This window comes from Streptomyces sp. NPDC039430, assembly GCF_055639435.1.
Genome location: NZ_JBVKAK010000010.1, coordinates 85048 through 109691, shown reverse-complemented (window position 1 = coordinate 109691; position 24644 = coordinate 85048). Strand labels below are relative to the sequence as shown.

General features: G+C 71.1%; 24 protein-coding genes. 11 read left to right on the top strand and 13 right to left on the bottom strand.

All coding sequences use genetic code 11. The features are described from left to right. Window positions 1-150: 150 nt before the first annotated feature. Window positions 151-831, top strand: a complete 681-nt coding sequence (phoU, locus tag ACZ7LS_RS25010; protein WP_030353390.1) for a phosphate signaling complex protein PhoU — start codon at window positions 151-153, stop codon at window positions 829-831. Between the two features lie 482 nt (window positions 832-1313). Here the strand turns inward: phoU and ACZ7LS_RS25005 are convergent, their stop codons facing one another. Next, a complete protein-coding gene (locus ACZ7LS_RS25005) occupies window positions 1314-2075 on the bottom strand; it encodes a phosphoglyceromutase (protein WP_030353391.1) in 762 nt (253 codons plus the stop codon). A gap of 155 nt (window positions 2076-2230) precedes the next feature. Here ACZ7LS_RS25005 and ACZ7LS_RS25000 point away from each other — a divergent pair, with 155 nt between their 5' ends. Beyond that, window positions 2231-3724, top strand: coding sequence for an MDR family MFS transporter (locus ACZ7LS_RS25000; RefSeq protein WP_382523980.1), 1494 nt, complete (start codon window positions 2231-2233; stop codon window positions 3722-3724). Between the two features lie 130 nt (window positions 3725-3854). Beyond that, the gene (locus tag ACZ7LS_RS24995) at window positions 3855-4367 is read left to right on the top strand and encodes a GNAT family N-acetyltransferase (RefSeq protein WP_382666992.1); all 513 of its coding nucleotides are present in this window, start codon (window positions 3855-3857) and stop codon (window positions 4365-4367) included. A 25-nt stretch (window positions 4368-4392) separates the two neighbouring features. On the opposite strand, the gene ACZ7LS_RS24990 is transcribed toward ACZ7LS_RS24995, so the two are convergent. From ACZ7LS_RS24990 to mshA, 3 genes are all read right to left on the bottom strand, one after another. Next, window positions 4393-6087 carry a glycosyl hydrolase family 28-related protein gene (locus tag ACZ7LS_RS24990; RefSeq protein ID WP_385135308.1) on the bottom strand — a complete coding sequence of 565 codons (1695 nt, stop codon included), beginning with the start codon at window positions 6085-6087 and terminating at the stop codon, window positions 4393-4395. A 244-nt stretch (window positions 6088-6331) separates the two neighbouring features. Further along, window positions 6332-6871 carry a type III secretion system chaperone family protein gene (locus ACZ7LS_RS24985; protein WP_385135307.1) on the bottom strand — a complete coding sequence of 180 codons (540 nt, stop codon included), beginning with the start codon at window positions 6869-6871 and terminating at the stop codon, window positions 6332-6334. Window positions 6872-6982: 111 nt separating this feature from the next. Beyond that, window positions 6983-8326 (bottom strand): D-inositol-3-phosphate glycosyltransferase, encoded by a 1344-nt coding sequence (mshA, locus tag ACZ7LS_RS24980; RefSeq protein WP_382523969.1) that lies wholly within the window; start codon window positions 8324-8326, stop codon window positions 6983-6985. A 187-nt stretch (window positions 8327-8513) separates the two neighbouring features. Between mshA and ACZ7LS_RS24975 the strand changes: the two genes are divergently transcribed. The 3 genes from ACZ7LS_RS24975 (at window position 8514) to ACZ7LS_RS24965 (ending at window position 12222) form a co-directional block, all read left to right on the top strand. Then, on the top strand, window positions 8514-9332 hold the full coding sequence (locus ACZ7LS_RS24975) for a class I SAM-dependent methyltransferase (RefSeq protein ID WP_382523966.1): 819 nt from the start codon (window positions 8514-8516) through the stop codon (window positions 9330-9332). Between the two features lie 178 nt (window positions 9333-9510). Next, window positions 9511-10650, top strand: coding sequence for a C40 family peptidase (locus ACZ7LS_RS24970; protein ID WP_382667006.1), 1140 nt, complete (start codon window positions 9511-9513; stop codon window positions 10648-10650). Window positions 10651-10947: 297 nt separating this feature from the next. Further along, window positions 10948-12222 carry a PP2C family protein-serine/threonine phosphatase gene (locus ACZ7LS_RS24965; protein WP_382667009.1) on the top strand — a complete coding sequence of 425 codons (1275 nt, stop codon included), beginning with the start codon at window positions 10948-10950 and terminating at the stop codon, window positions 12220-12222. A gap of 105 nt (window positions 12223-12327) precedes the next feature. On the opposite strand, the gene ACZ7LS_RS24960 is transcribed toward ACZ7LS_RS24965, so the two are convergent. The 5 genes from ACZ7LS_RS24960 to ACZ7LS_RS24940 all read right to left on the bottom strand — a co-directional run bounded on the left by ACZ7LS_RS24960 (window position 12328) and on the right by ACZ7LS_RS24940 (window position 15203). Further along, window positions 12328-12663 (bottom strand): DUF2516 family protein, encoded by a 336-nt coding sequence (locus ACZ7LS_RS24960; RefSeq protein ID WP_129767151.1) that lies wholly within the window; start codon window positions 12661-12663, stop codon window positions 12328-12330. Window positions 12664-12789: 126 nt separating this feature from the next. Beyond that, window positions 12790-13446 carry a hypothetical protein gene (locus tag ACZ7LS_RS24955; protein WP_385135304.1) on the bottom strand — a complete coding sequence of 219 codons (657 nt, stop codon included), beginning with the start codon at window positions 13444-13446 and terminating at the stop codon, window positions 12790-12792. Between the two features lie 18 nt (window positions 13447-13464). Further along, entirely contained in the window at window positions 13465-13986 is a 522-nt protein-coding gene (locus tag ACZ7LS_RS24950; RefSeq protein WP_382523957.1) for a helix-turn-helix domain-containing protein, read from the bottom strand. A 253-nt stretch (window positions 13987-14239) separates the two neighbouring features. Continuing rightward, window positions 14240-14374, bottom strand: a complete 135-nt coding sequence (locus tag ACZ7LS_RS24945) for a hypothetical protein (RefSeq protein ID WP_383253071.1) — start codon at window positions 14372-14374, stop codon at window positions 14240-14242. A gap of 223 nt (window positions 14375-14597) precedes the next feature. Then, window positions 14598-15203 (bottom strand): TetR/AcrR family transcriptional regulator, encoded by a 606-nt coding sequence (locus tag ACZ7LS_RS24940; protein WP_382523952.1) that lies wholly within the window; start codon window positions 15201-15203, stop codon window positions 14598-14600. A gap of 70 nt (window positions 15204-15273) precedes the next feature. On the opposite strand from ACZ7LS_RS24940, the gene ACZ7LS_RS24935 reads away from it, so the two are divergent. Next, window positions 15274-16167, top strand: a complete 894-nt coding sequence (locus ACZ7LS_RS24935) for an NADP-dependent oxidoreductase (RefSeq protein ID WP_385135301.1) — start codon at window positions 15274-15276, stop codon at window positions 16165-16167. A gap of 38 nt (window positions 16168-16205) precedes the next feature. On the opposite strand, the gene ACZ7LS_RS24930 is transcribed toward ACZ7LS_RS24935, so the two are convergent. Together ACZ7LS_RS24930 and ACZ7LS_RS24925 are read right to left on the bottom strand one after the other, a co-directional pair. Further along, window positions 16206-16925, bottom strand: coding sequence for an ABC transporter permease (locus ACZ7LS_RS24930; protein ID WP_382523950.1), 720 nt, complete (start codon window positions 16923-16925; stop codon window positions 16206-16208). Between the two features lie 45 nt (window positions 16926-16970). Beyond that, window positions 16971-17855, bottom strand: a complete 885-nt coding sequence (locus tag ACZ7LS_RS24925; protein ID WP_385135300.1) for an ABC transporter ATP-binding protein — start codon at window positions 17853-17855, stop codon at window positions 16971-16973. Window positions 17856-18134: 279 nt separating this feature from the next. Here ACZ7LS_RS24925 and ACZ7LS_RS24920 point away from each other — a divergent pair, with 279 nt between their 5' ends. Both ACZ7LS_RS24920 and ACZ7LS_RS24915 read left to right on the top strand, forming a co-directional pair. Next, a complete protein-coding gene (locus ACZ7LS_RS24920; protein WP_385135298.1) occupies window positions 18135-19301 on the top strand; it encodes a sensor histidine kinase in 1167 nt (388 codons plus the stop codon). Further along, window positions 19298-19900, top strand: a complete 603-nt coding sequence (locus ACZ7LS_RS24915; RefSeq protein WP_382523940.1) for a response regulator transcription factor — start codon at window positions 19298-19300, stop codon at window positions 19898-19900. Before ACZ7LS_RS24920 ends, ACZ7LS_RS24915 begins: the two co-directional genes overlap by 4 nt. Window positions 19901-20072: 172 nt before the next feature. On the opposite strand, the gene ACZ7LS_RS24910 is transcribed toward ACZ7LS_RS24915, so the two are convergent. Beyond that, window positions 20073-21089: a helix-turn-helix transcriptional regulator gene (locus tag ACZ7LS_RS24910; RefSeq protein ID WP_385135295.1), complete on the bottom strand. Its 1017-nt coding sequence runs from the start codon at window positions 21087-21089 to the stop codon at window positions 20073-20075. 175 nt (window positions 21090-21264) lie between these two features. Here ACZ7LS_RS24910 and ACZ7LS_RS24905 point away from each other — a divergent pair, with 175 nt between their 5' ends. Continuing rightward, the gene (locus tag ACZ7LS_RS24905) at window positions 21265-21726 is read left to right on the top strand and encodes a VOC family protein (RefSeq protein WP_382523935.1); all 462 of its coding nucleotides are present in this window, start codon (window positions 21265-21267) and stop codon (window positions 21724-21726) included. Between the two features lie 18 nt (window positions 21727-21744). Here the strand turns inward: ACZ7LS_RS24905 and ACZ7LS_RS24900 are convergent, their stop codons facing one another. After that, window positions 21745-22752 (bottom strand): polysaccharide deacetylase family protein, encoded by a 1008-nt coding sequence (locus ACZ7LS_RS24900; protein WP_382523932.1) that lies wholly within the window; start codon window positions 22750-22752, stop codon window positions 21745-21747. A gap of 354 nt (window positions 22753-23106) precedes the next feature. Between ACZ7LS_RS24900 and ACZ7LS_RS24895 the strand changes: the two genes are divergently transcribed. Then, window positions 23107-24588, top strand: a complete 1482-nt coding sequence (locus tag ACZ7LS_RS24895; protein ID WP_382969993.1) for a putative glycoside hydrolase — start codon at window positions 23107-23109, stop codon at window positions 24586-24588. Window positions 24589-24644: the final 56 nt, after the last annotated feature.

Genomic DNA, 24644 nt, shown 5'->3' with positions numbered 1-24644 from the left:
CGACACTCGTCGCCCAGAGTTCACCGAGGGGAAAGTACCGGTTCATTTGTGAGGGAGGAGCCGGACGCGTAGTGGCCGGAACGTGGGAGCGTGGGGGCACAGCCCCCGGCCTCCGGCCCCGGGCAGGAACGTGAAGAGAGGGACAACCCCATGCGGGACGCGTACCACGAGGAACTGGACTCGATAGGCGAGGATCTGGTCGAAATGGCCCGGCTGGTCGGTTCCGCCATCGGGCGGGCCACCACGGCCATGCTGGACGCGGATCTCAAACTCGCCGAGAGCGTGATCGCCGCCGACCAGCGGGTCGACGACCTCCAGCACGACCTGGAGGCCAGGGCCATCGCGCTGCTGGCACGGCAGCAGCCGGTCGCGACCGATCTGCGGATCGTGGTGACCTCGCTGCGGATGAGCGCCGACCTGGAGCGCTCCGGCGACCTCGCGCAGCATGTCGCCAAGCTGGCCAGGCTCCGCTTCCCGGTCTCGCCGGTGCCGCACGATCTGCACGCGACGATCCTGGAGATGGGTCAGCTGGCGCAGCGCCTGATGGCGAAGGCCGCCGAGGTGATCATCACCAAGGACGTCGAGCTGGCGCTCCAGCTGGAGCAGGACGACGACGAGATGGACCTGCTGCACCGCACGCTCTTCCAGCACCTGATGGACGACCGCTGGAAGCACGGCATCGAGACGGCGGTGGACGTGACGCTGCTGGGCCGCTACTACGAGCGGTTCGCGGACCACGCGGTGGCGGTCGCCAAGCGCGTCGTCTTCCTGGTGACGGGTGAGCACGCGGACGAGATCCAGCCGGTGGACACGCCGGTCGAAGGGGCGTAGGGCCGGGCCGGGGGATCCTCCCTGGCGCGGGGAGGACGCGGAAACCCGCGCCCGGAGAACGTGGGCACCGCGCGGGGAGAGCGCGGAAATCGCGACGTGAAGCGCTGAGCGGCGCGCGGGACAGCGGGACGGCGCGAAGGAGCGCGCGGCAGCGCCTGCGCACATGCGCCGTTGATGCGCCCGCCCTCCTGGGCATGCAATGGGCTCAGGCGCCATCCACGTACGCCTTCGAGGAGGATCCCATGGCCGATTCCCCTACCCACATCCCCGGACAGGAAGCCCCCGCGGCCCCCGTCCCAGTGACCCGTCTGCCCGTCCTCGGCGCGTGCGGCTGCGGCTCGGGCTGCGGCTGCGGCTGCCAGTCGGGCGGCTCATGCCAGTGCGGCGGCGGCTGCGGTTGACGCGAAGGGCCCCGTCCACCAGTGCGTCGCACTGCGGACGGGGCCCTTTCGCGCGTCGGCGCGTCGGCGCGTGCGTCGGGCCTACTTCTTCTTGCCCTGGTTCTTCACGGCCTCGATCGCGGCGGCCGCCGCGTCCGCGTCCAGGTACGTGCCGCCCGGTGTGACCGGGTGGAAGTCCGCGTCCAGCTCGTAGACGAGCGGGATACCGGTCGGGATGTTCAGGCCCGCGATGTCGGCGTCCGAGACCCCGTCCAGGTGCTTGACCAGCGCGCGCAGGCTGTTGCCGTGGGCGGCGATCAGGACCGTACGGCCGGTCAGCAGGTCCGGGACGATCGCGTCGTACCAGTACGGCAGCATCCGCTCGACGACGTCCTTGAGGCACTCGGTGCGCGGACGCAGCTCGCTCGGGATCGTGGCGTAGCGCGGGTCGTCGCTCTGCGAGAACTCCGTGCCGTCCTCCAGGGCCGGCGGCGGGGTGTCGTACGAACGGCGCCACAGCATGAACTGCTCCTCGCCGAACTCGGCGAGCGTCTGGGCCTTGTCCTTGCCCTGGAGCGCACCGTAGTGGCGCTCGTTCAGCCGCCAGGAGCGCTGGACCGGGATCCAGTGGCGGTCGGCGGCCTCCAGCGCGAGCTGGGCGGTGCGGATGGCGCGCTTCTGGAGGGAGGTGTGCAGTACGTCCGGCAGCAGGCCGGCGTCCTTGAGCAGCTCACCGCCGCGGACCGCTTCCTTCTCGCCCTTGTCGGTGAGGTTGACGTCCACCCAGCCGGTGAACAGGTTCTTGGCGTTCCACTCGCTCTCGCCGTGGCGGAGGAGGATCAGCTTGTACGGTGCGTCGGCCATGGGCCAAAGCCTAATGGACCCGCGGGACGGGCTTCGATTGACGTCTGCCGTCAATTGAGTAGCGGTCTTGAGGCCACGGTACGTAAGTTGCCCCTGGCCATTCGGCCACTTACCAGGCCGTCCGGCCGCTACCGCTGTCTCCGGGGGAATTCCGCATGTCCGTCGCCACATCGGCCGCCGCGTCGGCCGCCGGTCTGAGACGCGCCGTGAGGGAGAGCGTCTCGGGGCTGCCCCGGGAGTTCTGGTGGCTGTGGACCAGCACGCTGGTCAACCGGCTGGGCGCCTTCGTCGCCACGTTCATGGCGCTCTATCTCACCCTGGACCGGGGCTACTCCGCCTCGTACGCGGGTCTGGTGGCCTCGCTGCACGGGCTCGGCGGGGTCATCTCGTCGCTGGTCGCCGGGGTGATGACCGACCGGTTCGGCCGGCGGCCCACGCTGCTGATCGCGCAGTCGTCCACGGCCGCGTCCGTCGCGCTGCTCGGCTTCACGCGGGAGCCGGCCGAGATCGCGGCCGTGGCGTTCCTGGTCGGCATGGCCTCGAACGCGTCGCGCCCCGCCGTGCAGGCGATGATGGCGGACATCGTGAAGCCCGAGGACCGGGTGCGGGCGTTCTCCCTGAACTACTGGGCGATCAACCTGGGCTTCGCGATCTCGTCGGCCGGCGCGGGGTTCGTCGCGCAGTACAGCTATCTCGCGGGGTTCCTGGGCGAGGCCACGATGACCCTCGCCTGCGCCGTGCTGGTCTTCCTGAAACTGCCGGAGTCCCGACCGGAACGGGGGCCGGGCGGGGCTCCGGCGCGCACCGCCGCGGGAAAGAACGCCGGGGCGGGAGCCGGAACGCGAACGGGAACGGGAACGCGAACGGAAATCGGAAGGGAAGCCGGAACGGCAGCGCCGCCCGAAGCGAAGATCGGGCTGGGGACGGTCCTGCGGGACGGCCGCTTCATGAGCGTCGTCTCGCTGTCCTTCGTCGTGTCGCTGATCTTCCAGCAGGGTTTCGTCGGACTGCCGGTGGCGATGGGGGCGGACGGGTTCACCAGCGCCGACTACGGTTTCGCCATCGCCGTCAACGGCGTCCTGATCGTGGTCATGCAGATCCCGGTCACCCGCTTCATCCAGCACCGCGACCCGCGCCGCCTGCTGATCGTCTCGTCGTTGCTCGCGGGGTACGGCTTCGGTCTGACGGCGTTCGCCGGATCGATCGCCGTCTACGCGCTGACGGTCTGCGTGTGGAGCCTGGCCGAGATAGTCAACGCCCCCGTCCAGACCGGGCTGGTGGTACGGCTCTCGCCGGTCCATGGCCGGGGGCGCTACCAGGGCATGTACACCATGTCCTGGTCGGTGGCGGCCCTGGTCGCGCCGCTGATGTCGGGCCTCGTGATCGACCGCTTCGGCGCGGCGTGGCTCTGGGGCGCGTGCGCGGCCCTCGGGACGGTGGCCGGGGCGGGGTACTGGCTGCTGATGCGAGGCTTGTCCGACCTGAGGGAGGACAAGGAGGAGACGGGCGGGGTCCCGTCGACGACACTGGCCGCGCCGTCGGCGGAGGCGCCACCCGAAGCCCCGGTCAGGGCACCGGCCGAAGCCCCGGTCAGGACGCCGGCCGAAGCACCGGTCAAGGCGGCCGCTCCGGAGGCGGGGGGCGCCTAGGCGCTGACGCGCCCCGGTTCAACGCCCCGTACTCCGGTCCCCGCTGATCTCCTTGTGTCCGCCCTCGCCGGGAGCGTGAGCTGGCGGGGCGTCCACACGATCACCACTCCGAAACGGACCTTCATCCATCATGAGCACCACCTGGATCACGCGTGCCGAGACCCGCGCCGACATCCCCGCCATCCGTGAGATCAACCTCGCCGCCTTCGGTACGGAGGCGGAGGCCGACCTCGTCGACGCCCTGCGTGCCGACGCCGACGCGTGGATCGAGGGCCTCTCCGTCGTCTCCACGGACGGGAACGGCCGCCCCGTCGGCCACGCCCTGCTGACGCGCTGCCACATCGGCGACATCCCCGCCCTGTGCCTGGCGCCGTGCGCCGTCCGGCCCGAGTCGCAGAGGAGCGGCGCCGGCTCCGCGGCCGTCGCCGCCGCCCTGAAGGCGGCCCAGGACATGGGCGAGCACTACGTCGTCGTCCTGGGCCACCCGGCCTACTACCCCCGGTTCGGCTTCACCCGCGCCTCCGCCCACGGCATCGGCCTGAGCATCGACGTCCCCGACGAGGCCCTGATGGCCCTCACCCTGGACGCCGGCCACCCGCTGCCCGGCGGAACCGTCCGCTACGCCGCGCCGTTCGGCATCTGACCCGCCCTGCTGTACGGGGCGCGCGTCAGCGCAGCTCGCGCTGCGCCTCGTACAGATTGCGCGGCCGGATGTCCGCCGGGCTGCCGTACGCCTCCAGCCGCGTGTGCAACTCACCCTGGAAGTCCGGCACATCGACCTGGTCGAACTCCCGCACCGCACTGATCCCGGCCGTCACGCTGTACGGAGCGATCTCGTCGATCTTGATCAGTCCGGCGCGCTCGTTGGTGACGGTGACGTTCCAGTGCGCGAACCGCGCCCCGTACAGCGGCCCCGCGATCGCGTCGCCGCCGTGCCGGCCGTCGTTGCTGACCGTGATCTCGGTCCGTACGTTGGCGAAGGGCATGCCCCGGTGCGTGTCGAACGTGCCCATCTCCATGCGCCCGCGCGACCAGACGTTGTAGCTGGACAGCCCCTCGACATTGATGCCGTGCAGCTGCGTGCCCGCCGGCGTCGGGACCGTACGCCGCTCGATCACGAAGTCCTCGATCAGATTGTCGTGCGAGCCCTCGCGGCAGTAGTAGGGGTGGTGCGAGCCGCGGCCCGCGACCCGGGTACGGCGCAGCGTGCAGGCGGAGGCGCCGACCAGGCCGAAGCCGTTGTCGACATGGCGTACGACGACATCCTCGGCCCAGCAGTCGTACGCGCACTGGAACGCGACCCCGTTGTAGCCCTTGTCGAGGAGGTGCGGGGACTGCGGGGTCTCGACGGCCTCCAGGGTCAGCCCCTCGACTCCGGACCCGGTGAGCGGGGTGACCGAGGTGGTGAACCTCGGGTCCCATTCCGGGCGCACGTCCAACGGGAGCGGACGTTCCAGGGTGACCTCGCGACCGCGTACGGCGGTGACGCGTACGGGCCACTCGTACGGTACGTACGACGTCAGCTTGGTCATGGCGGCCCAGTCGTACGCCTCGGTGCCGGGGCCGCCGCCCGCGATGTGCTTCAGGAGGGTGTGGTCCGCGTCGTCGGCGAGCTGGAGCAGGACGAACTGTCCGCGCCTGAGTTTCGAAGCGTCCCGGACGGTCACGGTCCGGTCGCCCCGGCTGCCGCGGGCGACGGCGGTGAGGGTGCGCCACTCGTCGCGCGCGTTGCCCGTCCAGCCCTCGAAGGGCCAGTCGCGCGCCTTGATGGCGGTGGTGAGCGTGTCCCAGCGCTCCTGCGGACAGAGCCAGATGAGGCCACCGGACCAGGACCAGCTGGACTTGTCGCCGCCGTAACGGCTGCCGTAGGGGCCGATCACCTCGGTGAGGCTGCGGGTCGCGTACAGCTTCGTACGGTCGCTGCCCGCGCCGCGCAGGACGACGCCGCTGTGCGCGATCCGGATCACGTCGTCGATCCGGTAGGTGCCGGGCGGGATGGAGACCGTGCCCCCGCCACGCTCGGCGGCAGCGGCGAGGGCACGGTTGATGGCGGGGGCGTCGTCCACGGAGCCGTCGCCCTTGGCGCCGTAAGCGCGGACGTCGGCCACGACCGGGTACCGCGGCAGGCCGCGCGCACCGGCGCCCCGTCCCGCGCGCCCCACGTACGGGATCTGCGGATGGGTGTAGGGCGACGCGGCGAACTCGCGCCAGAGCGCGGACGTCCTCGGCGGCCTGCGCTCACCGGCGGCGGCGGTTCCGGGGAGTCCGGTGGCCATCGCTCCGGCCGCGGCGGCGACGGCGATCGCGGTGCCGAGCACCGTCCGTCTGCCGACGGCACGTTGACGTCGGGGCTCCATCGACATGGTCTCGCCTCCATGTATATGAACGATGTTCAGGTGCGCGTCTGATGGTGAGCATGCCATGCCCTGGGGCGCCCGGGAAGATGTCGAACGCCGGGTGCTTCAGGGGAATGTCGGCCTGGACGGACAGTCGGGCCGGATCACTTCTAGCGAGGTCGAGCGGGGTCGAGCGAGGTCAAGTCAAGGCCGGTCAGGGCAAGCCAGGGCAGGTCAGGCGGGTCAGGCGAGTCAGGCGGGTCAGGGCGGGTCAGGCGGAAGGAGCGGACGGGCCCTGGGTCAGATGGGCGAACGCGTCCAGGTTCCGGGTGGACTCCCCGCGGGACACCCGCCACGCGTACTCCTTGCGGATCGCACTCGCGAACCCCAGCTCCAGCAGGGTGTTGAACGAACCGTCCGCCGCTTCGAGCACCGAGCCGAGCAGCCGGTCGATCTCGTCCTCGGTGACGGACGCCAGCGGGAGTTTGCCCGTCAGATAGATGTCCCCGAGCCCGTCGACGGCGTAACTCACCCCGTACAGCCTGAGGTTGCGCTCCAGCAGCCAGCGGTGGACACCCTCGGCGTTCTCGTCGGGGTGCCGGATGACAAAGGCGTTGAGGGACAGCGCGTGCCGGCCGACGCGCAGGGAGCAGGTCGTGGACAGCTTGCGGGTGCCGGGGAGGGTGACGACGTACGAGCCGGGCTCCGGGCTCTCCCACCCCAGCCCGGCGTCCTTCAGCGTCTGCTCGATGACCCGCGCGGCGCTCGCCGCGTGCGAGGAGTCCCGGGAGGTCTGCTGTCCGTCGGCCATGGGGCGAGCGTACGTCAGCGGGTGCCGGCGCGTGGGCCGCGCGACGGCGGTGGAGGTGTGCGGTGCCCGCGTGCCGCGTGTACGTGCGTCCGGTCAGCCCGTGCGCCCGCGTCAGCCGTGATGCGCGCGGGCGCGCCACCGGTGGTCGTGCACCGCGGCCGTGTAGACGTCCGCCGTCGCCGACGCCGCCGTGTCCCAGCCGAAGGACTGGGCGTGGCGCGAGGCCGCCGCGCCCATCCGGTCCACCAGCTCCGGGTGGTCGAGGAACTCGCGCAGCGCCCGCGCGTAGGCCGCCGGCTCGTGGCCCCTGACCAGAAACCCGGTCGACCCGTCCCGTACCGCCACCGGCAGCCCGCCCACGGCCGCGGCCACCACCGGGGTGCCCGCCGCCTGCGCCTCTATGGCGACCAGGCCGAAGGACTCGCTGTACGAGGGCATGACCAGCACGGACGCGGCCCGGAACCAGTCCGCCAGCCGGGCCTGGCCCACCGGCGGCCGGAACCGTACGACATCGGCGATCCCGAGCCGCGCGGCGAGCTTCTGCAGCCCTTCCGGCTTGGCCAGGCCGCTGCCGCTCGGACCGCCGACGACCGGCACGACCAGCTTGCGGCGCAGCGAGGGGTCCTGCTCCAGGAGCACGGCCACGGCGCGCAGCAGTACGTCGGGGGCCTTCAGCGGCTGGATACGGCCCGCGAAGACCGGGATGAAGGCGTCCCGCGGAAGCCCCAGCCGGGCGCGTGCGGCGGCGCGGCCGTCGGCGGGACAGAAACACTCCAGGTTCACCCCGGGGTGGACGACGGCGGCCTTGGCCGGGTCGGCGTCGTAGAAGCGGACCAGCTCCGCGGCCTCCTCGTCCGTATTGGCGATCAGCCGGTCGGCGGCGCGCACGATCTGGGTCTCGCCGATGACCCGGGCCGCGGGCTCGGGCCGGTCGCCCTCCGCGAGCGCGGCGTTCTTGACCTTCGCCATGGTGTGCATGGCGTGGACGAGCGGGACGCCCCACCGCTCGGAGGCGAGCCAGCCGACATGTCCGGAGAGCCAGTAGTGGGAGTGGACCAGGTCGTAGTAGCCGGGGCGCTGGCCGGCCCACGCCTGCATCACCCCGTGGGTGAAGGCGCAGAGCTGCGCGGGCAGCTCCTCCTTGGCCAGCCCCTCGTAGGGGCCCGCGTCCACATGCCGTACGAGCACACCGGGGGCCAGCTCGACCGCGGGGTCGAGGCCGCCGGTCGTGGCACGCGTGAAGATCTCCACCTCGATGTCGATGGCCGCCAGCCGCTTCGCCAGCTCGACGATATAGACGTTCATGCCGCCCGCGTCGCCCGTCCCCGGCTGGTGCAGCGGGGAGGTGTGGACGCTGAGCATGGCGATCCGGCGCGGCCTGCGGTGCTGGCCGGGGAGCCTGAGACGGGGTGGTCCCACGAACGTGCCTGCGATACGGGACACGTACTGGCTCACGTCTACGGTCCTCTCCCGGGGAGATCGGGGCATGACACAGAAGAGGGCCGGTGCACCCTCCGAAGGCGGACAACAGCGGAATCCCCTCCCGCATTTCCGTTTTGCCAAATCATTACCGGCGAGCGCTCAACCGCCCGCCGCCCCTCGCCGTGAGGTCCGGCCACCCGGTGTCGTTACGCTCGTTCCCATGGCGCCCGCGACCTCCCGTTCCCCCCGCCCGGTGGGCACGGTGACCCGTGGCACCACCCACCAGAACCGGCTGCGCCGCATGGACCGCTGGATCACCGCCACGCACGGCCCCGCGCTGCGCCGCTCGGCGGACCCGGTCGTGGTGGATCTCGGGTACGGCGCCGCCCCCTGGACGGCGGTGGAGCTGCTGCGGCGGCTGCGTACGGCGGAGCCGCGTACCGAAGTCGTCGGTGTCGAGATCGATCCGGCCCGGGTCGCCGCCGCGCTCCCGTACGAGCGGGACGGGCTCCGGTTCCGGCACGGCGGCTTCGAGGTCCCGCTTCCCGGGGGCGTACGGCCGGTGCTCATCCGCGCGGCCAATGTGCTGCGGCAGTACGAGGAGGACGAGGTCGCCGCGGTCTGGGCGCGGCTGTGCGACCGGCTCGCGCCCGGCGGGCTGCTGGTCGAGGGGACGTGCGACGAGATCGGCCGGCGGCATGTGTGGGTGGCGCTCGGGCCCGAGGGGCCGCGGACGGTGACCTTCGCCACCCGGCTCGGCTCGCTGGACCGGCCCTCCGATCTGGCCGAGCGGCTGCCGAAGGCGCTGATCCACCGCAATGTGCCGGGCGAGCCCGTCCACGCGTTCCTGCGCGATTTCGACCGGGCGTGGGCGGCGGCGGCCCCGTACGCCTCGCTGGGCGCGCGGCAGCGGTGGATCAGGGCCGTACGGGACCTGGCGGCCGACTGGCCGCTCGCGGACGATCCGCGCAGGCGGCGGCAGGGCGAGGTGACGGTGAACTGGTCGGCGCTCGCGCCCGGTCCGGGCGGCGCGGGCTGAAGGCGGGAACGCACGCGCCCGCCCGTTCGTCCTCACCGGGGCGGGCGCTTCCTGTGAGATGCCCGGTCCCTCTGTCCCTTTGCCCGAGGGCATGACACGATCGCGGCGTCGGATGCGATTGCTGACGATACGTCAGATTCGTGCGTGCCATGTGGTGTTGGCTCGGAGGGGGAGCTTGGTGAACCGACGTCGCAGTGTCGCTGCCGCGATCACCGTGGTCTGCGCGCTCGCCGTACTGGCGTCGCCGGCCCTGATGAACGGGGCGTACGCGGCCCCCGCCCCGCCACCCGCACCGTCCACGTCGGCCGTCGCCCCGCCACCGGTCGAACTGCCGCCCGGCGCCGCGTCGTCGACCGGCCCCGGCGCCACCACCGGCTCGGGCGAGAAGTCCCTCGAAGACATCCGCAAGGAGATCGAGGCCCTCTACCAGAAGGCCGCGTCCGCCACCGACGCGTACAACCTCGCCGAGGAAGAGACCAAGAAGCAGTCGGCCGAGGTCATCGAGCTGGCGGAGGACATCGTCACCGGCCAGCTGCGGATCGACGAGCTGAAGAAGCGCGCGGGCGCCGCCGCCCGCGCGCAGTACCGGGGCGGCGGGCTGCCGCCCGAGGCGCAGCTGATACTCACCGACGATCCACGGCTCTTCCTGGACGCGGTGGGGCGAATACAGCAGGGCCAGAAGGCCACCCACGATCTCATCGGCGAGCTCTCCCGGGCGCAGGAAGACCTCAAGACGTACACCGCCGACGCGTCCACGCAGTGGCAGCGGCTCGAAGCGGGCCGGGCCAAGAAGGAGAAGGCGAAGAAGGAGATCACGAAGCGGATCGCCGCCGCCGAGAAGCTCGAAGCGAGCCTGGAGAAGGAGGAGCGGGCCCGGCTGGCGCGGCTGGAGAGCGACGCGGCGCTGAAGGCGCAGACGGCCTGGCTCGGCTCCGGCGCGCTGAAGGACATCAACCGCTCGTCGAGCGAGCGGGGCAAGAAGGCGATCGCCTTCGCGACGGGGGAGATCGGCAAGCCGTACGTCTGGGGCGCGGAGGGACCGGACTCGTACGACTGCTCCGGGCTCACCTCCCAGGCGTGGGCGGCGGCGGGGCGGCCCATACCGCGCACCTCGCAGGAGCAGTGGCGGCTGCTGCCCAGGATCGACATCAAGGACATGCGCCCCGGCGACCTGATCATCTACCACCAGGACGCGAGCCATGTGGGGATGTACATCGGGGACGGCGCGATCGTGCACGCGCCCCGTCCTGGCCGGAATGTGACGCTGGCGGGGGCGGGCTCGATGCGGATTCTCGGAGTCGTACGCCCGGATAAGTAGGCATAGCTCCCCACCGAACGCCTCGATACGGGCGGACCGGTACCCTCGCTGACGCATTGCGACTTATACCGATTCGCCTGCCGGGACGGTGTGACCGGAGAGCCGTACGTGATGTTTGTCATGCCCGCCGGACGCCCGATCCCGCCAGATGCGTGGCGGGAAGCGGCATATGACGGTGGCTCTTCACCGGTACGCCATTCCGCTGGGGCGGCGGCTAACGCTATGGTCCCCGTCTGGTGAGGCGTCGATCGTCGCCCCGCCCGCGCCCTCGGGGGGAGGGAAAGGAATCCCGGACCGATGCCCGTACCCGTACCCGTTCCGCGGCAGCGCACAGGTGCAGCAGTGGAGAGACAGCCCGCCGCGGAGACCTCCAAGGGCGGCGACCTCGTCCTCCTCGTCATCGAGGACGACCCGACGGGCATCTTCACCGCGCCGGAGCTGCCGGAGGGGACCGGCACACGCCTGCGCATCCGCACCGCCCGCAACCTCACCGAGGCCGAGCGGCTGCTCACCGACGACATCCACTGCATCCTGGTGGACCTGGCCCTGCCTGGCACGGACGACGGCGACGAGCTGGCCCCGCTGAAGGACGTCCTGCGGCTCGCACCGCGCCATGCCGTGCTCGCGCTGGCGGCCGAGGGCGACGCCGAGCGCGCCGCCGCGGCGGTACGGGTCGGCGCGCAGGACTATCTCTTCCGCGACGAACTGGACGGCCGGCTGCTGAGCCGCGCCATCCGGTACGCCGTCGAGCGCAAGCGGGCGGACATCGCGCACCGCCAGCTGACCGAGTCCCGGCTGCGCGCGCAGGAGAACGCCCGGCTGGAGCGCGGACTGCTGCCCACTCCCCTGCTCCAGGGCTCGGACCTGAGCTTCGCGGCCCACTACCGGCCCGGCCGCTCCAGGGCCCTGCTGGGCGGGGACTTCTACGACACGGTCCGTACGCCGGACGGCACGGTGCACGCGATGATCGGCGACGTCTGCGGCCATGGCCCCGACGAGGCGGCGCTCGGTGTGGAGCTGCGGATCGCCTGGCGGGCACTGACGCTGGCGGGGCTCTGCGGCGACCAGCTGCTCTCCACGCTCCAGCAGGTCCTGGAGCACGAACGGGAGAGCGAGGAGATCTTCGCGACGCTCTGCACGGTCGACATCACGCCGGACGGGCGGCGGGCGGGCCTCTGTCTGGCGGGCCATCCGTCCCCGCTGGTCACCCGCCGGGGGCGGGCGGCGCAGCTGCTCCCGTACGAGGAGGGCGGCCCGGCGCTGGGGCTGCTGCCGCGCGCACGCTGGCCGCGCCGCCAGGTCGAGCTGGGCGGCTCGTGGAGCCTGATGATGTACACCGACGGCCTGATCGAGGGCCGGATCGGGCCCGGCGCGAAGCAGCGGCTCGGCCAGGAGGGCATGGTCGAGGTGATCAACGGCCAGCTGGCCGACGGCCTGAGCGGGGACGACCTGCTGGAGGCGGCGGTCGCCCGCGCGCGCGAGCTGAACGGCGGGGAGCTGACCGACGATGTGGCGGTGCTGCTGCTGGGGCGGGACGGCGCTCAGCCACCGGCGCGCGCCGCGCGCACCTGACCCGCGCGTGCCTGACCCCCGCGTGCCCGGCCCTCGCGCGTCTGGCCCTGGCGTGCCCGGCGTTCGCGTGCCCGGCGTTCGTGTGCCCGGCCCGGACGAGAGTCCTCAGCGGCCGCCGTTGTAGGGCCCGTAGGGACCGTCGCTGCTGGAGCCGCCGCCGCGGTTTCCGCCGCCGGAGATCGCGTGGACGGCCGGCCGTACGTCGACCATGAAGACGATCGTGGCGACGAGCCCGGCGATCTGGAGGAACAGCATCGGTACGAAGAGGTTCACGGCGACCGTGACACCGAGAATGATCAGCCAGAACTTCTTCGTCTGCTTGTCCGCCGCGCGATAGGCGTCCTCACGAGCCGTGGCGGAGAGGAACAGCGCGATGACGGCCAGGACGAGCATGGCCAGATTGAGCAGCCAGAGAAGAGTGCCGAATCCTTCGAGCAACATGCGGAGCACCGCCTAAGGGGTGGAGGAGACGTCGCGGCCCGTACGCCAAGGTACCTGGATAACGGGCCGGGCACCCCCGAGGTGCCCGGCCCGCCTCCGACGCGGGTGTGCTGTTCGCGGTCGCGGCTACTTCCCGGCCGGCGGCGTGGCCTTCTTCGCCGTCGTCTTGCGCGGGGTGGACTTCTTCGCGGCGGCGGTCCTGGGCTCGGCCTTCGGCGCGGGCTTCGCGGCGGGCTTGACGGCGGGCTTCACAGCGCCCTTGGTCTGCGCCTTCGGCTCCGTCCTCGTCTCCGTCCTCGGAGCCGGCCGGGGGGTGGCCTTCGGCGCCGGCTCGGGCTCGACGGCGACGGCGATCTCGGTGATCTCGTCGGCGGCCTCACCACGCCAGGCGCGTACGGTCTGCTCGCCGCGCTCGGCGACCTTCTCGTACGTCTCGCGGGCCCTGACCGCGTACTCCGCGGCCACGCCCACGCTCCGCAGCGCCAGGTCCTGAGCGGTCTCGCCCAGCTTCTTCAGGTCGGTGTCGAACGAGCCGATGACTTCGGTGACCTTGGCCTGCACCGTCGCCTGGGCCTCCTTGGCCTGGACGGTGACCTTCTCCTGGACGGCCTTGGGGTCGGAGTTCCGCACGGCCTCGAACCGCCCGGGGGCCTCGGCCCGCAGCTGCTCGATCAGACCGGGCACCTTCTTGGCCTGCTCGACGGCGATGTCGGCGGTGCCGGCCGCGAAGTAGAGGGGCGTCGGGTCGGTGAGGGTCTTGCGCAGGTCATCGGTGATGGCCATGACTGTGGTCCTCCCGGATCAGTGTGAGGGTGGGGTGGCAGCACTGCCGTCTGTCGTACTGGAGCCGCCGGAGGAGCCCCGGGGACGTCCGGAACCACCGGTGCCACCGGTATCCGCGTCCTGTTCGGCGGTGTCCCCGGTCCCCGCGGTCACCGCGGTTTCCGAGGCTGCCGTGTCCTCCGGGCTCTCCGAGTCGAGCGCGTTCTCCTTGCGGAACGACTCGTAGATCTGCAGAAGCACCTGCTTCTGCCGCTCGTTTATCGAGGGGTCGGCGAGGATGACGGCACGCGTCTCCAGCTCCTCCCGCTCCCGCTCGTCAAGCATCCCGGCCTGCACGTACAGCGTCTCGGCGGAGATCCGCAGCGCCTTGGCCAGCTGCTGCAGAATGTCCGCGCTCGGCTTGCGCAGCCCGCGCTCGATCTGGCTCAGATACGGATTGGACACCCCGGCGGCATCGGCGAGCTGCCGCAGCGACAGCTGCGCGTTGCGCCGCTGCTCGCGCAGATACTCACCGAGATTGCCGACGTTGAGTGATGCCATACGCCCCATACTGCGTCGCCTTGCTAACTATTGCAAGCGCATGCTTGCAAAAGTGACTCACAGCATGCTGCGGCTTCTGTGACCGCCATAGCCCCTGTGGCACGATCCGCGACTGGCTCCGACAAGCGTGGCAACTCGCCGCAGGTGCCAAGAAGACTGTCCTGCCGGTTCCCACTCCGCTGTCCCCTGAACGAAGAAGTGCGGGTCACCGTGGAGCAGGCCGACCGGGAGGCAACAGCAGTACGGCACCGCTTCACCTGGTCATCTTCGACGCCTTGGAGCACTCCACCGGGTCCGCGCCCAGGCCGACCGCCTCGTCGGCGGCATCCTGGAGCGCGCTCTCGCCATGCGCCTCGGTACCCGCGATATCCGCTATATCCGCTATCAACACACCAAGTCGTAGGCGTTGAGGCTCAGGCATGCCCCGCATCATGCCCCTTCATGTCAAGCGGACACGCATCCGCGCGAGGGGTGCACTCGCCCGTACGAAAGCATTCTTCGAACGAGGTGCATCGGGTGAGCCCGAAGTCGTCGCCAGAGTGAGAGAGCAACTTGCGGACGCGAGCAGGACGCACTCCGCACCTGGTGACAACTCGGCGCCGGCAGCCGGCCTAGGATCCGGCTACGCCGGCGGAGTTTCCGGAGGGGCGGGTGACGGCCCAAGCCGCCTCGACCATCTGGAAGATCTCGTCGAGCGCGGCCTGCGGATCGGCCGCCTCACGGGCCAGTGAATAGGCATCGATCACGAACCTGGCGATGGTCCGGCACGCCGTGGTGGTCTGCGACAGGACGGGATCGGCGGCGATGGCCGTTGCCAGCGCCTCCGCATGGCGCAGCCTCATCGACTCCTCGTACTCCCGCAGGGCGGGTGACGCCTCGATCATGCGCCAGATCGGGGTGGCACTGTCCGCCGTGCAATGTCGCACCAGGGCCTCGACCTCGCGGCGCAGCGCGGGGATGAGCGGCTCGTCCGCCGCCCGGCCGGTGACCGCGCGCGCGAGGCGTAGCTCGAAGTCCTCGTCCTGCTCGAACACCAGGGCCTCTTTCGAGGCGAAGTGGGAGAAGACCGTGGTGACGGCCACGTCGGCCTCAGCGGCCACGTCACGGATTCCCACGGCGTCGAAGCCGCGTTCCAGGAAGAGCCGCAGGGCGGTGTCGGCGATCTTCTGACGGGTCGCGGCCTTCTTGCGCTCACGGCGTCCGGACGGCTCGGTCATGATCTGACACTACCAGATGCAAAAACAAAACGAATAATAAACCCTAACCGTTAGTGTTACTGTCTGCCGTATGAAGAAAGTGAGCTTCGCCGAGTTCGGCGGCCCGGACGTACTGCGCCTCGTGGACGCCGAGGAGCCCCACGCGGGCCCCGGTCAGATACGCATCGCCGTGCGGGCGGTGGGCGTGAATCCCGTCGACTGGAGAATCCGCGAAGGCCAGATCCTGGGGGCGCATCCGATCGAGTTGCCCTCCGGAGTCGGGCTGGACGCCTCCGGGGTGGTGGACGAGGTCGGCGAGGGCGTCGAGGGGGCCGAGGCCGGCGACCATGTGTTCGGCGAAGGCTCAAGCACCTACGCCGAGTCCGCCGTGCTGTCGGCCTGGGCCCGTATGCCCGAGGGGCTGACGTTCGAAGAGGCGGCCGGGTACCCCTCCGTGGTGGAGACGGCGCTGCGCGTCATCCGCGAGGTCGGCGTGCGGTCCGGGCAGACGCTGTTGGTCAGCGGAGCGTCCGGGGGAGTCGGATCGGCGGTTCTGCAGATCGCCCACGACCGCGGCATCACGGTGATCGGCACAGCTGGGGCCGCGAACCAGGGCTATCTGCGCGGCCTGGGCGCCCTCGCCACGACATACGGCGAGGGATGGGTCGAGCGAGTGCGGCGACTCGGCCATGTCGACGCTGCTCTCGACCTGGCCGGCTCGGGTGTGATCCGCGAGCTCGTCGAGCTGACCGGGGATCCGCGGAAGGTGATCTCCATCGCCGATCTCGGTGCGCCGGCGCTCGGTGTCCGGTTCTCCGGCGTGGCCGGGAGCGTACCGGAAGCGCTCGCCGAGGCCGTCGACCTCATCTCCCGGGGAAAGCTCCGGATCCCGGTCGAGAAGTCGTACACGCTGGCCGAGGCCGCGGCGGCGCACATCGACAGCCAGGCCGGCCACACGCGAGGGCGCCGGGTCCTGATCATCTGAAAGCCGGCCCCGCCCGCCATCTCATACGCGGAGCGCTCTTAGCGGCGCGGCTCCCAGCGGAAGAGGCGGGAGGCCAGCGCGACGGCGACGACGACCCAGGCCAGGGTGGGCAGCAGCAGTGGCAGGGACTCCGCCACGGGAACGCCGCCGTTCCAGGCGTTGATGGCCAGTTCGGTGGCCGAGCCGCCGGGGAGCAGCCGCTTGAGCAGGGTGAGTTCCTCGGTGCCGGTGATGCCCACCCAGTTGGTGACCGCGATGGCGCCGAGGCTGATGGGCAGCGTGGTCACCTGGGCGTGCTCGGGGGAGTTCGTCAGTCCCGCCGTGGCCAGTCCCAGGCCGAGCATCATGATCACCGTCGAGACGACCGCCGCCGCCAGGAGGAAGCCATTGGCCGGCTCGCCGGCGACCGCGGCCAGCACGGCGAGGATCGCGGCCACCTGGATCAGGGCGAGGACGGTGACCGGGAGCACCAGCCCGGAGAGGATGCCGGCGTCGCTCGCCGGGGTGGAGCGCAGCCGCTTGAGGAAGAGGGTCTGCCGGCGCGAGGCCAGCGTGGTCACGGTGGTGGCGTAGAGCCCGAACGCGGCCACGGTGAACACCACCACCGCCGCGATGTATCCGAGGCTGCGCAGCTCCGCGAAGGTCTCGTGCCGGTAGACGAAGAACGCGCAGGCCGCGATGGGAATGAGGAAGCTGTTGAGCAGAACCAGCCGGTTCCGGAAGATCTGGATCAGCTCGCTGCGAGCGATGGAGAGCATGGTGGGAGTCCTCTTCTCGGGAAGTGGCGGGAGCGGGGTCGGGGTCTACGCGTTGCCGATGGCGCGGAAGACGTCGTCGAGCCGCGTCGGTCCTGACTGGAGTTCCCCCAGCTCCACCGCGTTGTCGTGCGCCCAGACGAGCAGGATGTGCAGGTCCTTCTGCAGCTGGAAGGTCTTGATGAGGAACTTCCCGTCGCCCTCGCGCGTGGCCCGCAGCGGCAGCGCCGGTACGGAGGCCGGGAGGGAGAAGCGGATGGCGGCGGGCAGGGTCCGCGTCAGCTCGGCGACGGTCCCTTCCTGGTGGAAGGTGCCCTTGTGCATGAGCCCGATGCGATCGGCGCGCTGCTGGGCCTCTTCCAGGTAGTGCGTGGTGAGCACGATGGTGGATCCGTCTTCGCGCAGCTTGTCCACGGCGTCCCACAGCGCGTCACGGGACTGGATGTCCAGGCCGGTGGTGGGCTCGTCCAGGAAGATCAGCTCGGGGTTCCCGTACACGGCGGTGGCGAAGTCCAGACGTCGCTTCTCACCGCCGGAGAGCTGGGACACCTGGGTGCCGGCCTTGTGGGTGAGGTCGACGACGCCGAGCACGCGTTCGACCCTGTCCGTACGCTCGGAGAGCTTTCCGATCAGCCGGACCGATTCCCGTACCGTCAGATCCGGCGAGAAGCCGCTCTCCTGGAGCATGATCCCCATCCGGGGCCGCACGGCGCGCCGGTCGCGCGGGCTGTGCCCGAAGACCCGCACGGTGCCCGAGGTGGCCGTACGGTGGCCTTCGATGGTCTCCAGGGTCGAGGTCTTGCCGGCCCCGTTCGTGCCGAGCAGCGCGTACAGCTCCCCCTTCCTCACCTGGAAGGACAGGTCTTTCACGGCGTGGAAATCGCCGTAGCTGAGGTTCAGATGGTCAACGTCGATGACTGGTGTCGAGGTCATGCCCCGATCTCAGCCGCCGGCGCGCTCGTCCGGCAGTGGCGTGGTGTCATCACCCCGCCGTGACATTCCTGGGGGCGAAGACATGACACGGCGTCACTGGTGCCGGCCAGGGAGCCGGAAGAATACTGCGGGGCAGACCCCGCTGTCCGATCCCGGAGAACCGCACATGGACGCCAGGCCCCCGCGCCTTTCGCCGACGGCCGGTACGGCCGTCCCCGGCCTGCCCGCTCCGCGACCCGGTGACGACCGGTGAGGCCGGCCCCGCGAGCGGCGCACACGATGCCCGAGCACACCGGGACGGCGCAGGGACCGCTGCACCGGTGGAACCGCGTCACGTTCGTCCCGCCGCTGGCCGCCGTGGGGGCGTTGCTGGTGGCGACCGACGCCCGGACCTGGTGGGACGCCGTCGTCCTGAGCCTCGGCGCGATGGCGGGCCTGGTGGTCATGGCGCGGTGGACGGAGGACGACACCTCCCGTGTCACCCTGCCCTGCCTGGTCGTCGCCGCGGCCGTGTGGCCGTTCGGCGCGCTGGTGGCCGACAGTCGCACGGCGTTCTACGGGCTGACGATCGTGGGCCCCTACCTCATCCCCCGGCTGCCGCGTCACCGCGTCGCGGCGGCCCTGGGGCTCACCGCCTATGTCGCCGCGGCAGGGGCGACGAAGCTGACGGAATCACCGGGCGACGTCCGCGGCGTGCTGATCGACTACGTCCTCGTCCCCACGGGCATCATCGTCGCGGTGATCGGCCTCCACTTCGCCAACCGCCGCTTCTACAAGGTCATCGAGCAATCACGGGAGCGCGAGGCGGAGCTGGCCGTCATCCGGGAACGGATACGTTTCGCCAGTGATCTGCACGACATCCAGGGCCACACCCTGCATGTGGTGAAACTGAAGATCACGCTGGCCCAGAAGCTGGTACGCGACGACATCGAGCGCGCGGAGGAGGAACTGCGGGAGGTGCGTGCCCTGGTCAGCGACACCATCACCCAGACCAAGGAGCTGGCCTACGCACAGCGGCGGCTCAACCTGTCCGTGGAGCTGGAGAACGCGAAGAACCTCTTCGAGGCCGCGGGCATCCGCGTACGCGTCAACCGTGAGGCCGACATCGATGAGGCCGACGAGACGGTCAACGGGCTGCTCGGCCAGGTCCTCCGCGAGACGACGACCAACATCCTGCGCCACGCGCAGGCCACGCGGGTGCGGATCACCCTCTCGGAGTCGGGCATCACCATCGTCAACGACGGCGCGGGGGAGGGCCCCCTTCCGGTGCTCAGCGGGCTGGCCGCCCTCAGGGAACGCGTGGGCGACGACGGAGGCGAGCTGACGGTGGAGCAGGAGGGCGGGCGCTTCGTCACGGCCGCTGCGTTCCCCGGCCATCGCCCGGCGACGGCCGAAGGCCCGCACCCAGCGACGCCGCCCTCCGCGGCACGGAAGGACGACCGATGACCACCGTGGTACTCGCCGACGACGAGGCTCTTCTCCGCAAGGCGCTGGCGTCGTTGCTGACGCTCGAAGGCGAGATCACCGTGCTCGCCGAGGCGCAGGACGGCGAAACGGCCGTCCAGGCCACCCTGCGGCACCGGCCCGACGTGCTCGTCATCGACCTGGAGATGCCCGGCGTGGACGGACTCGGCGCCGTCGCGCGGATCCGCCGCGAGCGGCCGGACCAGGTGATTCTCCTGCTGACCCGCCACGCCAGACCCGGCGTGCTCCGCAAAGCCCTGAAACTCGGAGTCCAGGGCTTCGTCAGCAAGTCGGCGGAACCCGCGCACATCACGTCGGTCATCAACACCCTGCACGAGGGCAAGCGGTGGATCGACCCGGATGTCTCCGCGCTCGCCGTCGTCGACGACTGCCCCCTCACCGACCGGGAGATCGACGTCCTGCGAGTGACCCGCGACGGGTACTCCGTCGCCGACATCGCCGCCCGCCTCCATCTGGCGGAAGGCACCGTACGCAACTACCTGTCGCACGCCATGCAGAAGACGCAGACGCGGACCCGGCACGAAGCGGCGCGCTACGCGCGGGAACACGACTGGCTGTAGAGACGGACGGTAGGGACCGGCAGTCGGGACCGGCGGCGGGGACGGCGGCGGGGACGGCGGCGGGGACGGCGGCCCTTCGTCAGAAACGGCCTTCGTCAGGGACGGCCTCTCAGCGCACGGAGTGGTGCCCCGCCGGGCGGCCTCCCCTCCAGTGGGACGCGTCAGTCGCGGCTCATGACTCCCCCGTGTCCGGCACCGGCGACGTCGTCGCACCGGCGGACAGCAGCCTCTCCGCCAGCGCGCGGCAGCGGTCACCGAGCTCCGGCGGATCGAGCACCTCGAAGTCGTGCCCCAGCAGGAGCACCCGCGTGAGTACGTAGTCGAGGTCTCCGGCGCCGCTGAGCACCTCGCACCGCTCACTCCCCCGCCCTCGCACGACGGCCGCCGACGCCGGAATCCGCGCGCGCACCGTGTCGGCCGGCGCGTGCACGAGGAAGCGCGCCTGGTGCCGGTAGACCCGGCTCGCCACGCCCTCCTGTACGTACGCCGCCGCGTCGGGTGCCTCGCGCGGGCGGAAGCGCCAGGTCCGTGCGGACACCTCGGTCATCCGGTCGACACGGAAGCTGCGCCAGTCGTCGCGATCGAGGTCGTAGGCGAGGAGGTACCAGCGCCGGTCGGAGGCGACCAGGCGGTGGGGCTCGACCCGCCGCCGTCGTACCTCGTCCCCCGACGGGTAGCCGAAACCGGCCTCGACCTCGTCGCGGCAGGCTCTGGCCAGTGTCATGAGCACCTCGGGGTCGACCGGCGCGCGGCCTCCGCCGAAGAACTCCACCGAGCCGGAGAGCGCGCGCACCTCGTGCCGCAGCCGGATGGGCAGCACCCGGTCGAGCTTGGTCAGCGCCCGGAGCGCCGCGTCGCCGGCGCCCACGACCGCGCCACCCGCGCCACCCGCGCCACCCGCGCCGACGAGCAGCGAGACCGCGGTGGCGATCGCCTCCTCGTCGTCGAGGAGCAGCGGCGGCAGGTCCTGCCCGGGACCGAGCTGGTAGCCGCCGCCGACGCCCTGGCCGGCCCGCACCGGATAGCCGAGCGCGCGCAGCCGCTCGACATCACGCCGTACCGTGCGCGGGGTGACCCCGAGCCGGCCGGCCAGCTCGGGGCCGGTCCAGAGCTGACGCTGCTGAAGCAGCCCGAGCAGGGTCAGCACCCGCTCCGTCGTGCCCCGTCCGTCACCGCTCGCCGCGCCCATGGCGCGAACCCTGCCAGAGATAGCGGACCGATCCTGTCCGCTCTCGGTGCCAGGGTGGCCCCATGGACCCGGACGAACTCGACGGGAACCGGACACCGCGCGCGCACCTGTCCGAGGTCCGCCTGCCGCGCGACCACCGCACGCACACGACATCCGCTACGAACGGAGCGACTCGATGAGCCGTCAAATCCAGATCACCTTCGACGCCCACGACCCGCGTGCGCTGTCGTCCTTCTGGCGCGACGCCCTGGGCTACGTCCATCCCGGCCCGCCCGGAGTCGACCTGCCCGAGGACGCCGACCCGCTGGCCGCGTGGGACGACTTCCTTGAGCGGGCCGGCGTACCGGAGGAGGAGCGCAACTCACGGTCCGCCGTGGAGGACCCCGACGGGCACGGCCCACGGCTGTTCTTCCAGCAGGTGCCGGAGGACAAGGTCACCAAGAACCGCGTCCACCTCGATGTGCGCGCGGCTCCCGGACTGCGGGGAGAGGAGCGGATGGCGGCGCTGGAGGCCGAGTGCGACCGGCTCGTCGCGCTGGGAGCGACGCGGGTACGCCGCCACGAGCCCGCTCCCCCGCTGAACGCCGGATTCCTCGTGCTGACGGATCCCGAGGGCAACGAGTTCTGCCTGGACTGACGTCCGTCCGGGCAGGTTCTAGTACGGCCGGGCCCGCTTCGCGAAGGCCGGGGCCACGTTGTCCTGCGAGGCGCGCGGGAAGGAGACCGTGTTCGGGTCGCCGTCCGACACGTACCAGTTCTTGCCGTCGGCGAGCTTGTCCAGCCACCGCGACGAACCGAACTCGGCGTCCGCGTCCTTCGGGCCCGCCGAGCGGATCCGCGGGATCGCGCCGGGTGTGAAGGTCTTGGCGAACGGCGAGACCGAGGGGTTGGCGCCCACGAGATACACCCCGTCGTTGCGGTAGCCCGTACCCCGCGCGGCGACCTCGGGCGGCTTGGGCATGGACCCGAAGGGCAGGGCGAGGGAGGTGACCTTGGTCCCGGGCGCGGCCTTCACGATCGCCTGCTGTCCGCCGACGATGGCCTTCGCGGCGCCCGCCTGGTCCAGGGAGCCCAGGTTCGGGTGGCGGTCGGTGTGGTTGCCGATCTCGTGCCCGTGCTCCTTCAGCCATTTCAGCGCCTTGGCGGAACCGGTGGCCGAGAAGGCGTCCGCGTTGACGAAGAAGGTCGCCACCGGCTTGAACCCGGGGTGCTTCTTCGCCGTCTCCGCCAGGATGGCGATGGCCGAGTCCTTCGCCGGGTTGCCGCTCGCGTCGAGGTTCACCTGGCTGTTGGTCGAGTCGTCGAACGTGAGGACCACGGGGTGCGTGCCGGCCGGGATGTCGATATGGCCCGTCTGGAAGTCCCGGGCGGTGACCGGTACGTACTTCTCCCGGGCGAGGCGCTCCAGTTCGGCCCGGAAGTCGGCCGGGGTGCGGTCGTAGACGCTGGCCGGTTTCGCGGTGAGCTGGTGGTACATCAGCACCGGCACCTGGCCGAGTTCATCGGCGCCGACCTCCGCCGGGGCCTTGAGGGCGACGGCGCTGGCCGCCGCGGCCGAGGCCCCCCGCTGTTCCCCGGCGGCCGGTGACGACCCTGGGGAACAGCCCGAGGCGAGCAGGGCGGCGCCCGCCAGGGCGCAGAGCGGGGCGAGAGGGTGGCGCATGAGGGTCCTCCAAGGCGAAAGTGTCGCGCCATCCCTACCGGCCGGGAGAGCCCCTGTATCGCATCGTCGCCTGGATGGCGCAGTCACCACGCCGGGGCCGAAAGCGGCCGTTCGTGTGACATCCGGTCAGAACAGGAGGTGCGACACGCCGGTGTGGCAATCAATGGAGGAACCACCCCGGCCCACTGCACGAAGGACATCCTGATGACCACGAAGCACATATCGTATGCCTCCTCCTCCCCCTACCGTCCCCCTCGTCCGGGCCGCCGTCGCGCCCTCATTGCGACAGCCGTTGCGCTCGCACTGACGGGAGCGGGCGTCGGAGCCTGGACCTTCCTCGCGCCGGGCCCGGGAGTGCACGGTCTCACCGACGGCGCGGTCCTCGACGGGCGCAAGGCCGCGCAGGTCAGCGCCTACATCGATGCCGAAGCGGCCGGTGGCAAGGACAAGGTGCGCGCCACCCTGGACGGCGCGGTGGTCCCCATCAAGGCCGAGGGAACCCGGCTGAAGCTCGCCATCCCGCGGCTGACCGAGGGAAAGCACGTCCTGGTGGTGGAGGGCGACAGCAGTCTCCCCTTCGCCTCGTACCGGGAGGTCGTGGGCTTCACCGTGGACACCCACGCTCCCGATCTGAACGTGGCCGACCCCGTGATCAAGAACGTCGCCGACCCCGTGACCGTCACCGGCAAAGCCTCCACCGACGCCAAGGTCAGCGTCGACGGCAAGGAGATTCCCGTCGACAAGGAGGGGGCCTTCAAGATCACGGTGCCCAAGGGCACGCCCGTCGTGAACATCACCGCCGTGGACCGCGCGGGAAACCTCACCGCCAAGGCCGTGTCGACCCGGGGCCGTCGCCCCATGATCCGTGCCGCGCACATCACGGCCATCGGCTGGGCCGACAAGACCCTGCGCACCAACGTCCTCGCGCTGGTCCGCAGCGGCAAGCTCAACGCCGTCGAGCTGGACGTCAAGGACGAGGACGGCGAGGTCGGGTACGCCTCCCAGGTGCCGCTGGCCCGTCAGATCGGCTCGGCCAAGGGCTACTACGACGCCCGCAAGGCGATAGCCGAGATCCACGCCGCAGGCGCCCAGGTCATCGGCCGTATCGTCGCCTTCCGCGACCCCCTGCTCGCCACGGCGGCCTGGAAGGGCGGCAAGCGCGACCAGGTCGTGCAGACCCCCGAGGGAGAGGCGTACGCCGGCGGCGGCCACTACGGCAAGCTGGCCTTCACCAACTTCGCCGACCCCACGGTCCGCAAGTACAACCAGGACCTCGCCGTCGAGGCGGCTCAGCTCGGCTTCGACGACATCCTCTACGACTACGTGCGCCGTCCCGACGGCCCGCTGTCGAAGATGCGCTTCCCGGGCATCGGGTCCGCCACGCCCGAGCAGGCCATCACCTCGTTCGTCGGCGACACCCGGATCGCGATGCGCCCGCACGCCAAGTACCTGGGCGTCTCGGTCTTCGGCATAGCCGCCACCCGGCCCAAGGAGATCGCCCAGGACATCGCCGCCCTGGTCAAGGTCAGCGACTACATCGCACCGATGGTCTACCCGTCCCACTGGGGACCCGGGGAGTACGGCGTCTCCAACCCCGACACCGCGCCGTACGCGATCGTGCAGCGCTCGCTCGCCGACTTCGCCCGCCTGGCGAAGGGCACCCAGACCGAGATCGTCCCGTGGCTCCAGGACTTCTCGATGGGCAGCCACTACGGGCCGACCCAGGTCGCCGAACAGATCAAGGCCGCGGAGGCCAACAAGATGAACTCCTTCATCCTCTGGAACGCGGGGGCCCGCTACCAGGGGGCGGCGCTCAAGCAGATCTCCGCACACTGACAAGGTGCTGACGCGGCGAGCGTGCCTGCCCGGCACGCCCGCCTGCGAACCCGGAA